This window comes from Mucilaginibacter lacusdianchii, assembly GCF_009770985.1.
Taxonomy (GTDB): Bacteria; Bacteroidota; Bacteroidia; order Sphingobacteriales; family Sphingobacteriaceae; genus Mucilaginibacter; species Mucilaginibacter lacusdianchii.
Map to the genome: position 1 here is coordinate 1,488,198 of NZ_WSRW01000002.1, position 15,389 is coordinate 1,503,586.

The 15,389-nt window shown below is 43.7% G+C and carries 9 protein-coding genes and 1 riboswitch; of the genes, 3 read left to right on the forward strand and 6 right to left on the reverse strand.

The window, feature by feature from the left end:
* Positions 1-282: 282 nt before the first annotated feature.
* The gene (locus tag GPM24_RS13455) at positions 283-2,553 is read left to right on the forward strand and encodes an aconitate hydratase (protein WP_158827252.1); all 2,271 of its coding nucleotides are present in this window, start codon (positions 283-285) and stop codon (positions 2,551-2,553) included.
* Between the two features lie 81 nt (positions 2,554-2,634).
* Here the strand turns inward: GPM24_RS13455 and metE are convergent, their stop codons facing one another.
* The 3 genes from metE to GPM24_RS13470 all read right to left on the reverse strand — a co-directional run bounded on the left by metE (position 2,635) and on the right by GPM24_RS13470 (position 8,627).
* Complete coding sequence (metE, locus tag GPM24_RS13460; RefSeq protein ID WP_158827369.1) at positions 2,635-4,941, reverse strand: 5-methyltetrahydropteroyltriglutamate--homocysteine S-methyltransferase; 2,307 nt, start codon at positions 4,939-4,941, stop codon at positions 2,635-2,637.
* Positions 4,942-5,121: 180 nt separating this feature from the next.
* A riboswitch (cobalamin riboswitch) is annotated at positions 5,122-5,372 on the reverse strand.
* Positions 5,373-5,490: 118 nt separating this feature from the next.
* On the reverse strand, positions 5,491-6,987 hold the full coding sequence (locus GPM24_RS13465; protein ID WP_158827253.1) for a YfcC family protein: 1,497 nt from the start codon (positions 6,985-6,987) through the stop codon (positions 5,491-5,493).
* A gap of 5 nt (positions 6,988-6,992) precedes the next feature.
* Positions 6,993-8,627 (reverse strand): ABC transporter substrate-binding protein, encoded by a 1,635-nt coding sequence (locus GPM24_RS13470; protein WP_369409695.1) that lies wholly within the window; start codon positions 8,625-8,627, stop codon positions 6,993-6,995.
* Between the two features lie 107 nt (positions 8,628-8,734).
* Here GPM24_RS13470 and GPM24_RS13475 point away from each other — a divergent pair, with 107 nt between their 5' ends.
* Together GPM24_RS13475 and nudK are read left to right on the forward strand one after the other, a co-directional pair.
* Positions 8,735-9,322 (forward strand): TMEM175 family protein, encoded by a 588-nt coding sequence (locus GPM24_RS13475; protein ID WP_158827254.1) that lies wholly within the window; start codon positions 8,735-8,737, stop codon positions 9,320-9,322.
* An 83-nt stretch (positions 9,323-9,405) separates the two neighbouring features.
* Positions 9,406-9,984 (forward strand): GDP-mannose pyrophosphatase NudK, encoded by a 579-nt coding sequence (gene nudK, locus GPM24_RS13480; protein ID WP_158827255.1) that lies wholly within the window; start codon positions 9,406-9,408, stop codon positions 9,982-9,984.
* Here the strand turns inward: nudK and GPM24_RS13485 are convergent.
* From GPM24_RS13485 to uvrA, 3 genes are all read right to left on the reverse strand, one after another.
* Positions 9,979-10,782: a M90 family metallopeptidase gene (locus GPM24_RS13485; protein ID WP_158827256.1), complete on the reverse strand. Its 804-nt coding sequence runs from the start codon at positions 10,780-10,782 to the stop codon at positions 9,979-9,981. The genes nudK and GPM24_RS13485 overlap by 6 nt on opposite strands.
* 38 nt (positions 10,783-10,820) lie before the next feature.
* Positions 10,821-12,227 (reverse strand): serine hydrolase domain-containing protein, encoded by a 1,407-nt coding sequence (locus tag GPM24_RS13490; RefSeq protein WP_158827257.1) that lies wholly within the window; start codon positions 12,225-12,227, stop codon positions 10,821-10,823.
* Between the two features lie 214 nt (positions 12,228-12,441).
* Positions 12,442-15,264, reverse strand: a complete 2,823-nt coding sequence (gene uvrA / locus GPM24_RS13495) for an excinuclease ABC subunit UvrA (protein ID WP_158827258.1) — start codon at positions 15,262-15,264, stop codon at positions 12,442-12,444.
* Positions 15,265-15,389 lie beyond the last annotated feature (125 nt).

Sequence of the window (15,389 nt, forward strand, 5' to 3'; positions counted from 1 at the left end):
GTGATGTCTTTACAAGTAAAGTAGATTACAATAATCCTGATTAATCTTTTCAATCAATATATTGATTGAAAAGATTAATGTCAGTATGAATACATATATCCTCCAGTTTATTCTAAAAGCAGTAATCCCCCTACAACCGCCTACTATTCATAACAAATCTAAATAACGTTTACTAAAACCAGAGCTACCATTTGGGCGTTAAATTTCGTACATTCGCGGCGTTCACCCTTTTAGGGTTCTCGAACTCGAATAGTTCATTTTTACCACCTAAAAATCAATACAATGGCTTTTGATTTAGATATGATCAAAAAGGTGTATGAGCGTTACAGCAGCCGCAGCGAGGCTGCCCGTAAAGCTACAGGCAAACCTTTAACTTTAACCGAGAAAATTTTATACGCCCACCTTTCTGAAGGCGAAGCAAAACAAGCTTTTGCACGTGGTGTGGATTACGTTGATTTTGCACCTGACCGCGTTGCGATGCAGGATGCAACTGCACAAATGGCGTTACTGCAATTTATGCAAGCTGGTCGCCCGCAGGTGGCTGTGCCTTCAACTGTACATTGTGACCACTTAATTCAGGCTAAAGTTGGCGCGGCGGAAGATTTATCAACTGCTAAAGATATTAACAAAGAAGTTTACGATTTCCTTTCATCTGTATCGGATAAATACGGTATCGGTTTCTGGAAACCAGGTGCTGGTATTATTCACCAGGTAGTGCTGGAAAACTATGCATTCCCAGGTGGCATGATGATTGGTACCGACTCGCACACGCCTAACGCCGGCGGTTTAGGTATGATTGCAATTGGTGTGGGTGGTGCTGATGCCTGCGACGTTATGGCTGGCTTACCTTGGGAGCTTAAATTTCCTAAACTGATTGGTGTTCACTTAACCGGTAAATTATCTGGTTGGGCTTCTGCAAAAGATGTTATCCTGAAAGTAGCTGGTATCTTAACTGTAAAAGGTGGTACCGGTGCTATTGTAGAATACTTTGGCGAAGGTGCACAGTCATTATCTGCAACAGGCAAAGGCACTATCTGTAACATGGGTGCCGAAATTGGTGCAACTACCTCTATTTTCGGTTACGACGAAAAAGCAGCAGCTTACCTGCGTGGTACTAAACGTGAAGATATTGCCGACCTTGCTGACGCCATTAAAGAACACTTAACTGGTGATGCTGAAGTTTATGCAACACCTGAACAATACTTTGACCAGGTTATCGAAATTAATCTGAGCGAACTAGAACCACATGTAAACGGTCCGTTTACACCCGATTTAGCTTGGCCAATCTCTAAATTTGCTACCGCAGTTAGAGAAAACGGCTGGCCTACCGAGCTGGAAGTTGGTTTGATTGGTTCTTGTACCAACTCATCATACGAAGATATTACCCGTGCGGCATCTATTGCTAAACAGGCTACTGATAAGAACCTGAAAACTAAAGCTGAATACACTGTAACACCAGGTTCAGAACTGGTACGTTACACTGTTGAGCGTGATGGTTATTTAGATACTTTTGCACAAATTGGCGGTGTAGTATTAGCTAACGCTTGTGGCCCTTGTATCGGTCAGTGGGCTCGTCATACAGATGATCCTACCCGTAAAAATGCCATCATCACTTCATTCAACCGTAACTTTGCAAAACGCCAGGATGGTAACCCGAATACACACGCATTCGTGGCATCACCTGAAATTGTAACTGCGTTTGCTATTGCCGGTGATTTAACCTTTAACCCGTTAACCGACACGCTGACCAACGAAAATGGTGAGCAAGTGAAATTAGACGAGCCACTGGGTATTGAATTACCGGTAAAAGGCTTTGCTGTTGAAGATGCAGGTTACCAGGCCCCAGCCGAAGACGGCAGCCAGGTAGACGTTAAGGTTGATCCAAAATCTTCTCGCTTACAATTATTAGAGCCATTCGCAGCGTGGGAAGGTACCGACATTACCGGCTTAAAACTGTTAATTAAAGCTAAAGGCAAATGTACTACTGACCATATTTCAATGGCCGGTCCATGGTTAAAATTCCGTGGTCATTTGGATAACATCAGTAACAACATGCTGATTGGTGCCATCAACTACTTTAACAACAGTGCTGACAGCGTTAAAAACCAACTGACCGGCGAGTACGGTCCGGTTCCGGCTACTCAGCGCGATTATAAAGCCAACAACATCGGTTCAATCGTTGTAGGCGACGAGAATTATGGTGAAGGTTCATCACGCGAGCACGCTGCGATGGAGCCACGTCACTTAGGCGTTCGTGCCATCCTGGTAAAATCATTTGCGCGTATTCACGAAACCAACCTGAAAAAACAAGGTATGCTGGGTATCACTTTTGCTGATACTGCCGATTACGATAAAGTTCAGGAAGATGACGTTATCGACATCAAAGGTTTAACTGAATTTGCCCCTGGCAAACAGTTAACCGTAGTGTTGCATCACAAAGATGGTTCAGAAGATTCATTCGCTGTAAACCATACTTACAATGCACAACAAATTGAGTGGTTTAAAGCAGGTGGTGCGTTAAACATCATCCGCAAACAACAAGTGCAAGCTTAATTAATTTAAGTAGCTTATATAAAACGCCGTTGCCAAAAGCAACGGCGTTTTTTGTTTGGATAAGGATAGGTATAGATAACTTTATGCAGTTTGCGGCTCGGCCAGTTTTTCACGTGCCTGTTTGGCAGCATCTACCATGTTTTGCAAAGCAGCGATGGTTTCGGGCCATTTGCGGGTTTTAAGACCACAATCGGGGTTTACCCATATGTTCTGTGCAGGTAATGATGTGGCTGCTTTTTCGAGCAGGTCGACCATCTCTTCAACAGACGGTACACGTGGCGAGTGGATGTCATACACACCTGGGCCAATCTCGTTCGGATACTCAAAATCACTGAACGCTTCCAACAACTCCATTTGCGAACGTGAGGTTTCAATGGTAATCACATCGGCATCCATAGCGGCTATATTTTCAATGATATCATTAAACTCGCTATAACACATGTGCGTGTGTATTTGGGTATCATCCTGCACACCGCTAGCCGATATACGGAACGCTTTAACCGCCCAATTTAAATAGGCTGGCCAGTTGGCTTTGCGTAGTGGTAATCCTTCGCGAATGGCCGGTTCATCTATCTGAATGATGCCGATGCCTGCCTGTTCTAAGGCTACTACCTCGTCACGTATGGCTAAAGCGATTTGGTTAGCGGTAACTGACCGTGGCTGATCATCCCGTACAAACGACCATTGTAAAATGGTGATGGGTCCGGTTAACATACCTTTCATTGGCTTATCAGTTTGCTGCTGTGCAAAGTTACTCCAACGCACGGTCATATCTTTAGGCCGACTTACATCGCCGTAAATAACCGGCGGCTTTACGCAGCGGCTGCCATAGCTTTGCACCCAGCCGTTTTTGGTAAACAGGTACCCGTCCAGCTGTTCACCAAAGTACTCCACCATATCGTTACGCTCAAATTCGCCATGCACCAATACGTCAATACCAATTTGCTCCTGTAGATGAATAGAATCGATGGTAGCTTTTTCGATGGCTGTATCGTACTCTTGCTGGGTCAGTTCACCTTTTTTCAGTTGAGCACGCAACTGACGTATATCATCCGTTTGCGGAAACGAGCCGATGGTAGTAGTTGGAAACAATGGCAGCTTAAACCGCTCTTGTTGTAATTGCTGACGAACTGGGAAAGCACTTTTGCGCTGTGCATCAGCATCGGTAATACCCTCTACCCTGGCTTTAACCGCCGCATTATTAGTTAAGGCAGAAAACTGACGGGCTGTAATAGCTTCCTGATTGGCATGGTACAAATCGGTATTGCCATTTACAATTTGATAAAGGGCATTTACTTCTTGCAGCTTTTGTTTGGCAAAGGCCATCCAGTTTTTAATTTCGGGGTAGATTTCGGTTTCCTGATCCAGATCGAACGGCGTATGCAACAACGAGCATGACGGCGCAATCATGATACGCTCGGTACCCACAACACCAATCGCCTTGGTAATATGGGCTAATGACTTTTTGAAATCATTTTTCCACACGTTGCGGCCATCAATAACACCTAATGACAAGCTCAGACTTTCGGGCACTAAAGCAAGTATTTCGTCTAATTGCTCGGGAGCACGTACCAAGTCAATATGCAGAGCAGCAATTGGTAAATTTACCGCCAGTTGGGTATTATCCAGCAATGCATCGAAATAAGTGGCTACCAAAATTTTAATACCTCCGCACCGACGGGCAATTTCGCCGTAAGTATATACCAGCGCTTCTTTTTCTTTTTTACTTAAATCTAAAGCCAGGTAAGGTTCATCCAATTGGATCCACTCGGCACCGTGTATTTTTAACCGGTTAATGATCTCGATATAAACCGGAACCAGTTTTTTGATTAGATCAATCTTTTCAAAACCAGCTTCTTTTTCCTTACCGGATAACAGATAAGACACCGGACCTAACAATACCGGCTTAGCTGCTTTTCCGCTAATTTGCTTGGCATGGTTGAATTCTGCAAATATCTTTTCTGAAAAAATGCGAAACTCCTGATTGACCGTAAACTCGGGCACAATGTAGTGGTAGTTGGTATCAAACCACTTGGTCATTTCCATGGCGGTAATATCCAGTCCATCTTTCTGGTAACCGCGTGCCATGGCAAAGTACAGGTCAATTTCCTGATTGGTTTTTACGGTAGACAGCACGGGTGTGTAACGGGCTGGAATAGCGCCTAACAGCAGGCTCATATCCAGCACCTGATCGTAAAAACTAAAATCGTTACAAGGCACCAGATCAATACCAGCATTTACCTGTAGCTGCCAGTTTTCTTCTTTAATTTTACGGGCGGCTTGGTTAAGCTCGTCCCTGGTAATTTTGCCCGACCAATATTGCTCGCAGGCTTTTTTGAGTTGTCGGTGGCTGCCCATACGGGGGTAGCCGAGGTTGTTTTTGAGCATACGCATAAACTTTGGGTTAAACATTAATAAAAATTAATGCTCCTTACGTTTTGGTATGCTTTCGGAGATGGGGTAGAAATAAACAATAGAATGCCCTTCACGTTAGGGCGCAACTCTTCCCTGTGTGTTATGGTCATTCGTGTTTGTCCATTGACTACTGCTTCAATCGCGAAAGCATTGGTCTTTTACACAGCATAGGCAAGTATCCTGGCTCGTTTTACTGTTAAGCGCCTTCCCATAGGTTTATTGGATAACCTACAGTGACATATTGCTTAACAGCGGTAAACAGAGAATAAAATAAAAGCAAAACACTTACTACTCTACCACTCTCCATTCACCATAAAACTTACAGTTGCGCGACAGCCCGTGATTTGCACACGGTTCCTTTTTCGTTCCGGCGCTAACCGGAAACCTTTGCTGCTGGAAGATTTTTCTTTGTAAAGAACGTTACAGGCAAATATGAGTTAAATAATTGTAATTCGCATAGAATATGGTTATTTAACCATTTGGAAGCCTTAGGGTAGCTTACTTAGGTTACGTAGCAAATTATTATAGCTGTATCCCTATCAGCAAAAAAGCTACACAAACTACCAATAGCACTGCCAGTATTGGCCATATAAAACGCCACCACGTTTTGAAGCTGATGCCTACCAGTGCCAAAGAGGGCAGTAATAGTCCAGTGGGTGTAATCATACCCATAATGCCCATGCCATACAGGTAACTGTTCACAATCTCGCGTCCGGGCACATGGGCGGCCAGCGCCAATGCACCAATGATAGGCATCGTAACCACTGCCATGCCTGATGTACTGGATATAAACAGCGTAAACACACAAAACAACAGCAGCAATATCACTATAAAAACGCTCGACGGCAATCCGCTAATCAATTGCGTAGCATAATACACAATACTGTCGCTGATGTTGCCGCTGTTTAAAATGGCCGTTACCCCGCGTGCAGCGCCGATAATAAAGGCCACACTCAGCAGTCCTTCAGCCCCTTTAATAAAAGTATCAATAAACAATTTTTGCGGCATGCGCTGAATAATAGCAATCAATACAGCTGCTACTACAAATACGGCCGACATTTCGAGCAGCCACCAACTCCATTTTACCACGCCGGTAATCATCACAGCAAAGGCTAGAAAGAATAGGATCAACAGTAAAATATTCTTTTTGCTTGATGTACCCTCTGCCGAACCAGTACCGAATGCAGGAAAAGGACTTTGCACATTCCCATCAGTACGGTACACCAGCGAGGCAGCCGGGTTTCGTTTTACCCGTTGTGCATAGCGTACCAAAAAGCCAATGTATATAACGGTAGATACGACGAACATCAGTAAGCGCCCGTTAAAGCCATCCGTCCAGTTGATGCCACTGGCGTTAGACGCAATGATGGTAGAAAACGGATTGGAAAATGACGACAAGGTGCCCAATTGTGTGCCACCAAAAATAACAGCCACCGGCAACAGCAAATCATACCCTGCAGCCAAAAACAGCGGTACCAAAACCGGATAAAAGGCAAAGCCTTCCTCGGCCATACCATAAGAGGCTCCGCCGAATGACAGCAGAAAGGTAATAATGATGATGAGCCAGCCCTCCCGCCCCTGCATACGCACGGCCAGTTGCTTCAGCCCCTGCTCCATAGCGCCGGTGGTATTAAACACTTGTATAAAACCGCCTATCAGTAATACAAACAGGATAATGTCTATGGTATCATAGATGCCCTTTATAGGCGCTTCAATAATGTTAACTATGCCTTGTGCATTTTTATCCAACTTGTGATAAGAACCGGGAACGGATACCGGCTTGCGGATGCTTCCCTGTTCAAACGCCGATACAGATGCCTGTATATGTAAGCTATCGAGCGTTTTTTGGGTGAAGGGCACAGTTACGTCTTTCCCGTTTTTGTTTAAGGTAAACGTTTTTTCGACATAGCTTAAGGTGTCGTATTTACCGGCAGGCACCAACCATGTAGCCAATGCTGCCAAAACAATAACCGCCATTAATATACTGAGCGGATGCGGAACTTTTATTGCTTGTGCCATTCAGTTTATTGCTTCTGTACATTTTTTAAAATCAGCAGATTCTGCGCATTATGGCTGTAGCCGCTGATACTGTTTTGATAAAGATTTACCAGTTTATCGTAATACAATACCACTACCGGTGCCTGTTGCATAATCAGGTTATCCATTTGCTGGTATAGCTTAAAGCGCTCGGCATCGTTATTTACTTGGTAAGCTTGCTCAAACAGTGCATCAAACTTAGCATTATGAAAGCCGGTGTAGTTCGGGCCAAACGGTATCTTGTTTTTAGAATAAAAAACCGACAAATAGTTTTCGGCATCCGGATAATCGGCTATCCAACTACCTCTAAAAAAATTGATCCCGTTTTTGGCAATCATCTCGCGCAAACTGGCGCTTTGAATAATTTCTACACGTGAGCGGATGCCAACCTCCTGCAACTGCCCTTGTATATACTCAATCAAATCGCGGTAGCTGGTATTGGTACTCAGCACAATTTCGGGCATATTTTTACCGTCCGAAAAACCTGCTTCGGCCAGCAGTTGCCTGGCTTTGATCTGATTATAAGTGAATCCCTGTACAGTTTTGCCATCAAACCCCGGCATGCCCTCGGGTATAAAACCAGCATACCCAATGGTACCAATACTATTGCGCAGATATTTGATCATTTTTGATTTATCGATGGCATAGTTGATAGCCTGGCGTACTTTTAATAAACGTAAAGGCGAGTGTTTAACAATGGGCAGTGTTGTATCAACCAACATTCCCAGATATTCAGTATTCAAAAAGGGTTGGGTGACGAGCCGGAACTTACCATTATACTTTTTAGTTACCTGACCCGATTTAGTCAAAATATCATCGCGGTAGCTGCCGTCAATACCGTTAAAAAAGTCGAGCTTTTGTTTGATGAATTCCATAAAGGCGGTTTGCTTATCGCTGATGAAAGTGGCGCGGACAGCATCCAGATGCGGTAAGGTATGGCCTTGTTTATCTTTTTCCCAATAGCGCTCGTTTTTGAGCAGCACCATTACTTCTCCTTCTTTCCAATACTTAAATTTAAACGGCCCTGTGCCTACCGGATGATTCCGAAAATCTTTACCATAATGCGCCACTACTTCATGCGGCACAACAGAGCAATACTGCGCGGTAAGTAAACTCATCAACGGAGGAAACGGCTGTTTAAGATGTATTTGAAAGGTTGTATCGTTGGGCGCTGTAAAGGCCGTTTGGGCATCTACTTTATCACTAAAAATCCACGAGCCAGAGGAGGCCACTTTAGGATCTACCAAGCGGCCAAAGCTGTATACAAAATCAGCAGCAGTAGCCTTGCGCCCCTGACCGTTCTTGAACTGTGCATCATCCTGAAAGTAAACATCATTACGTAATTGAAAGGTGTATAGCTTGCCATCCGCCGATATATTCCAACTTTTGGCAATGCAGGGTTGAATGTGTAAATTATCATCAAGCTGCACCAGTCCGTTGTAAATCTGGTTGTCCATCCATAGGGCATTTTGGTTACGGGCAAAAGCCGGATCCATAGAGGTAAGACCCTGATCGAGGTTAATATTAAATACTTTTTTATTCGAATTCTCGTCGGCTGGATTACAGGCTACTAACATAATGGCCCATAGTGCCAGCAACCAGCCGCATTTACGCATATACATTGTGCTAAATATCCGAAATAATTTTTGATCAGCGTGCTAATGATGCGGGTGGTACGGGTTAAACCTGTTATTTTGCGATGTATACGATACAACTCAAAACCTACTACATGAACAAAGGACGCTTAGAAGCTTTTAGTGATGGGGTAATTGCCATCATCATTACCATCATGGTACTGGAACTAAAAACGCCGCATGGTGAAAGCCTTACCGCTCTTAAACCACTTATTCCTACCTTTTTAAGCTATGTACTTAGTTTTGTATACGTGGGCATTTATTGGAACAATCATCACCATATGCTGCATGCCGTAAAGCAGGTACGTGGTGCGGCGTTATGGGCCAACCTGCATTTACTGTTCTGGCTATCCATGATTCCGTTCGTAACGGGTTGGATGGGTGAAAACCACTTTGCGCAATGGCCGGTAGCACTTTACGGTTTTGTACTGCTGATGAACGCTGTGGCGTTTACCTTACTTGCGGCTATACTGGCTAAACAGGCCGGGCCCGATTCGGCACTGGCACAAGCATATGGTAAGGATACAAAAGGCAAAGTTTCGATGGCTATTTATGCTGCTGCTTTAGGGCTAACCTTTGTGAACGCCAACATCAGCTTAGCCTTATTTACACTGGTAGCCATTGTGTGGTTCATACCCGACCCGCGAATTGAACGGGTGTTGCTGGGCCGGGATGATTGTTGATTATTTAACTTCTCCAACAGTGTAACAAACTCAATAAAATTTCCGACATAGACTAACAACCAACCATAACATCACAAAAATCCATGAACCAACAAGTTAAAATTCTAAACACTGAAATTTTATCAGACAACTGGTACATCCTTAACAAAGTAACATATGAGCACACCTTGCCCGACGGCACCAGCCAGGTGCATAGTCGCGAGGCTTATGACAGGGGCAATGGTGCTACTATTTTGCTTTACAACACACTGCAAAAAACGGTCATTTTAACCCGGCAATTCCGCTTGCCTACTTTCATCAACGGCAATGCTACCGGGATGCTGATTGAGGCTTGTGCAGGTTTACTGGATAAAGACAATGCAGAAGATTGCATACGCCGTGAAACGGAAGAAGAAACCGGCTATCAGATTACCGATGTGCGAAAAATATTTGAAGCCTACATGTCGCCTGGTTCCGTAACCGAAATACTGCACTTCTTTATTGCGGAATATACTCAATCTATGAAAATACACCAGGGCGGTGGTTTGGAAGAAGAAAGCGAACATATTGAAGTATTGGAAGTAACCATTGATAAAGCAATGGCTATGATAGATAGCGGCGATATACGGGACGGTAAAACCATTATGCTGTTACAGTACCTTAAACTGCACAATATTTTATAAATCAGCCGCCGGATTCTGCGCAAACAAGCGGCATAACTGTTCGTACATTTCGGGATGCTTTTGCTGTAGCTGTTCGGGCTTTTCAAAAAAGTACTCAGCAGCTACGGCTAAAAATTCAGCCTCATTGGTAGCCGCATACGGGTCAATGTCTGAGTGCCCTTTTTCAATTCTGTTAATTTCCTGATGCATCATACGTAGCCAGGGTTGGGCATATTCATGAGCCAGCAAATACTCAGGCACACCGTCTGTTGCCCCGTCCGCACCATCCAGCAAGTGCACAAACTCATGGATGCCGGTATTCTGCTTGCCCGATTGTGAAGAGAATCCTTTTAATAAGGCAGCTCGCGAAAGCAGCATCTGCCCGTTCATATAGCCAGAACCTACCATGCCCATGATATTGCGACTTTCGCCTTCAAACTGAAAATCGTTGTTAAAAGTATCCGGGTACAAAATAACGTTTGTCAGATTTTTATAACGCCATTCCTGGTAACCAAATATGGGAATAACGGCACTGGATGCTACCAGCAGTCTATCCAAATCATCCACCTCCAGGCCCACCCCTTCTATCCGCACAGTTTGGATAAACTCGGCTACTAAACCCTGAAACCTGGCCTGACTTGCCGCATCCAACTTTTGATAATAAGCAACCTGCTGTTGCAACAGTTGTTGGTAATTATCCGTTAATGGCTGCGATGACTGTGTCACTACTGCTTTGTGCGAACGCTTTTTAAAGATAAGAAATGCCGCAATGCCTAATGCAAGCAAGGTAACGGCGGTAATGATGATGAATGACGACATAGTGTTTGATATGGTAACGTTTGCCGTTCATTATCGTTTTACAGCTTTTTATTAAAGGAGGGCAATATATAAGTTTGAATCAATTCATCTGACGGTGACTGGGAGTTGTAGTTGCCACCCGTTGTAACCACAACCATATCCTGAGCCGGAAATAAATATATTTTTTGCCCGCCATTTCCCTGCGCTGCTATACTATTGTAACGAACGCCATTCGCATCTAAATACTTTAACCACCACAGGTAACCATAATTTACACCTTGCACTACCGAGTGTTTGCTACCCGAAGCTGTTACCCAATTTTGAGGTACTATTTGTTTGCCATGCCATTTACCGCCATTCAAATACATCAACCCAAACTTAGCCATATCCCTTGGACTAAGATACAACTGGCAAAAGTCTTCAGCATTAGATTTGTCGGGTTTAAAGTTCCATTTAAAATGAGTGATACCCATCGGTGTAAAAAGATTTTCTTGTGCAAATGCAGGTAAAGGCCGGCCGGATGCTTTTTCAATTATCCGCCCTAAAGTGATAGGATTACCCGAACAGTACATTCCTTTGCCGCCTGGTGTATCAATCATAGGCAGGTCTAAAGTAAATTTCACCCAATCATCCGAATAGTTCATTTTCGTTTCATTGCCTTCCGATTTTGGATTGCTTATGTCACAATCTAAACCACTTTGATTGGTAAGTAGGTGTTCAACCGTGATTTTTTGCTTTAGCGGTGAGTTGTTGGCCGGAACGTATCCTGGAAAGTAAGACAACACCGCATTGTTTTTACTTTTAATATACCCTTTTTGAATAGCCAAACCAGTTAGGGCAGAAACAAAACTTTTAGATGCCGAGCGCAGTTCATGCAAGCTATCTATCGTATATTCGTAAAAGTACTCCTCAAAAACCAGCTGACCGTTTTTAATGATGAGCATACTATGTACACCAGGATATTTTCCCGCTCCAATTTTGTTCATCATATCACTCAGCAATGCCGCATCAAGGCCAGAGTTTTGAATATATCCGGTAGCCAAACCATCATGAAGCGTTGCCGGCTGTTGATAGCGGTACTGGTATGGCTTTCCAGATGTTGACTGTTTAGGATACCACATCTTTTCGGGAAAGAGTACAGCTTTAGACAAGAGTTTGAAGGTGTCTTTATCGGCAGTATAACCCCAAATTTGATAATCCGGCTTTCTTAAGAAGTGAATAAGCTCATTACTATTGTTTAAAAATGAATCTCTTCCTGATGGCCGAAGCGGATAACGACTTTGATTGATGATGGCATACAATAAGGTATCTTTAGGCGATGCTGCTATTTTAAGTGTACTGTGATTAGCATATTCATACAATCCCTCATAAGCTTTAAGATCGTGATAAGAAACCCTGTATTTAGATTGACTTAAAGCCGCTAACGAACTTAGAAGAGTAAGCAGAAATATCGTAAAATGGCGCATCAGGTGTGTGCTTAGGTAAATGGTTGGTGGAAAGCAATTAGCTACTTAATAAATATAGCAATTGATTTTGCAAATTACCAGTGAACTATAAAATATTTAAACACCAGTTAACAACACATTCTACAATAAATAACCAGTGAAAAGCTAGCGCCTAACCGGTTACTACATCGATGTATAAAACAGAAGGAGATACCTTTCGATATCTCCTTCTGTTTTATTTTCTCAGTCGCTCCTTTAAAAATTGCCCGGTAAAGCTTTTCTTTTCTTTAACCAAGTCTTCGGGTACGCCCTCAAAAACCAGTTGGCCACCTTTGTCGCCACCACCTGGGCCAATATCAATAACCCAGTCGGCACTTTTAATTACGTCCATGTTGTGCTCAATAACGATGATGGTGTTGCCTTGTTCCAACAACGCATCAAATGATTTGAGCAGCTTTTTAATGTCGGCAAAATGCAAACCGGTAGTCGGTTCGTCAAAAATGAATAAGGTTTTGCTGGCGTTGTTACCCTTTACTAAGAAAGATGCCAGCTTAATACGTTGCGCCTCGCCGCCCGAGAGGGTATTAGACGATTGGCCCAACTGCACGTAACCCAAACCCACATCCTGCAATGGCTTTATTTTATTGATAATTTTTTGCTCGTTTACAAAAAACTCCAGCGCTTCATCAATAGTCATTTTTAGAATATCAGATACATTCTTATCTTGATAAGTCACATCAAGAATATTTTGTTTAAAGCGATTACCATTACAAGCCTCACAAGGTAAAAAGATGTCGGCCATAAACTGCATCTCTATTTTCACTTCGCCCTCGCCCTGGCAAACATCACACCGGCCGCCTTCTACGTTGAATGAAAAGGCCGACGGTTTCAATCCGGCTGCTTTAGCAGCCGGTTGGCCAGCAAACAGGTTACGTATCTCGTCCCAAGCCTTTACATAAGTAACCGGATTTGAGCGAGATGAGCGACCAATCGGATTTTGGTCTACCATTTCTACCGCCTCTATTTTGCTGTAATCGCCGTCAATGCTGTCATAAGCGCCGGTTTGCTCACCCGAATAATTACCCAAAGCTTTTTGTAACGCCGGACTTAAGATGCGTTTTACTAAACTGGTTTTACCGGAACCAGATACACCGGTTACTACGGTAAGTACACCCAGCGGGAACTTCACATCAATATTTTGCAGGTTATTTTCGCGAGCGCCTTTAATTAAAATATGATCATTCCATTTACGGCGCTGTTCGGGAATAGAAATCTCTTCACGACCACTCAGGTATTTGCCGGTTAAACTATGGTCATCAGTTAAAATCTGTTCATAAGTACCCGAAAAAATCAGCTGACCGCCATGTGTACCGGCTTCGGGGCCAATATCAATCAGGTGGTCGGCCGCCTGCATAATTTCTTCTTCGTGCTCTACCACCAATACGGTATTACCTACATCACGTAATGATTTTAAAACAGTAATTAGCCGTTGCGTATCCCGTGGGTGTAAACCAATGCTCGGTTCATCCAGCACATACACTGACCCTACCAAGCTACTGCCTAATGAAGTGGCCAAGTTAATCCGTTGCGACTCGCCACCCGACAAAGTGTTTGACAGTCGATTTAGCGTCAGGTAACCCAAGCCCACATCGTTCAAAAAGCTGATGCGGTTAGTGATTTCCATCAACAACCGTTTGCCAATCTTCTCGTCATGCGCATCCAAACTCAGGCTACGGAAAAATTCCTGCGCTTTATCCAGCGGCATTAATACAATGTCGGTGATGGAATGGTCGGCTATTTTTACATAAGTAGCATCCGGCCGCAAACGGCTACCCCGGCACTCGGGGCAAGTGGTTTTGCCACGATAGCGCGACAATATTACGCGGTACTGTATTTTATAGGTTTGCTCTTCTATCTCTTTAAAGAAAGCATCTAAGCCTCTGAAAAATTTATTGCCGGTCCACAATAAGCGTTTTTGCTTATCGGTCAACTGACTAACCGGTCGATGAATCGGGAAATCAAATTTTTCGGCATGCCGAATTAGCGTATGGTTCCACTCGCTCATCTTTTCGCCACGCCAAGGGGCAATCGCGTTATCGTAAACAGATTTACTTTTATCTGGTATAACTAAATCTTCATCAATACCGATAATCTTACCATATCCCTCGCACCGACGACAGGCACCGTACGGATTATTGAAGCTAAAAAAGTTCGGTGTTGGTTCTTCGAACTTCATGCCGTCAAGTTCAAAGCGGTCGCAAAAGAAAGCCTCGGCCTCGTCGCCATCTTCAGTACGCTGGTAACGCACAAAGCAATCGCCTTTACCTTCAAAAAAAGCGGTCTGGGCCGAGTCGGCAATACGGCTCAGCGTTTCCTCTTCCATGTTTTTGGTTACCCGGTCAATAACGATGCGTACCGGGTCATCATGCTTTAAGGTGTCGTTTACTATAGTTTCATCTTCCAGCAAACTTTCAATACGGGATACGCTTCCACGGTATTCAACCCTAACAAAACCTTTTTGCAGTAACACCGCCAGCTCTTCTTTTAAGCTGCGGTTGTTGTGCGGATGCAACGGGCACAATATCGTAACCGGCGTATCGTCGGTTAAACCTTGCGCAAAATTTACTACATCGGTCACTGTATCTTTTTTAACCTGACGGCCCGATACCGGCGATATGGTTTTACCGATACGTGAAAATAGTAGTTTTAGATAATCGTAAATCTCGGTAGAAGTGCCTACGGTTGAACGCGGGTTGCTGGTAATTACTTTTTGCTCGATAGCAATAGCCGGCGCAATACCTTTGATATAATCAACATCAGGCTTGTTCATGCGGCCCAAAAACTGCCGGGCGTATGATGATAAACTTTCTACATAGCGGCGCTGCCCTTCGGCATACAAAGTATCAAAAGCTAAAGATGATTTACCGGAACCCGACATGCCTGTTACCACTACCAACTGGTTTTTAGGTATGGCAATGTCCAGGTTTTTCAGGTTGTGTACCCGGGCTCCTTTTATGATGATATGTTTTTGTGGATCTTTTTCCGTTTCTATACTCATTTTTTGAAGTCGATCGTCCGTTGTTGATAGTCCATAGCAAACATCATATTATGATCTGTTGTCCATCAACTACGGACTCTATAAATAAAGTGCAAAAATCCTAAAATGTTTAGCACTTTCCAAAT

Coding starts and splice junctions, on each gene's coding strand:
- GPM24_RS13455 (WP_158827252.1), top strand. CDS start 283: ATGGCTTTTGATTTAGATATGATCAAAAAGGTGTATGAGCGTTACAGC.
- metE (WP_158827369.1), bottom strand. CDS start 4,941: ATGCTCAAAAACAACCTCGGCTACCCCCGTATGGGCAGCCACCGACAA.
- GPM24_RS13465 (WP_158827253.1), bottom strand. CDS start 6,987: ATGGCACAAGCAATAAAAGTTCCGCATCCGCTCAGTATATTAATGGCG.
- GPM24_RS13470 (WP_369409695.1), bottom strand. CDS start 8,627: ATGTATATGCGTAAATGCGGCTGGTTGCTGGCACTATGGGCCATTATG.
- GPM24_RS13475 (WP_158827254.1), top strand. CDS start 8,735: ATGAACAAAGGACGCTTAGAAGCTTTTAGTGATGGGGTAATTGCCATC.
- nudK (WP_158827255.1), top strand. CDS start 9,406: ATGAACCAACAAGTTAAAATTCTAAACACTGAAATTTTATCAGACAAC.
- GPM24_RS13485 (WP_158827256.1), bottom strand. CDS start 10,782: ATGTCGTCATTCATCATCATTACCGCCGTTACCTTGCTTGCATTAGGC.
- GPM24_RS13490 (WP_158827257.1), bottom strand. CDS start 12,227: ATGCGCCATTTTACGATATTTCTGCTTACTCTTCTAAGTTCGTTAGCG.
- uvrA (WP_158827258.1), bottom strand. CDS start 15,264: ATGAGTATAGAAACGGAAAAAGATCCACAAAAACATATCATCATAAAA.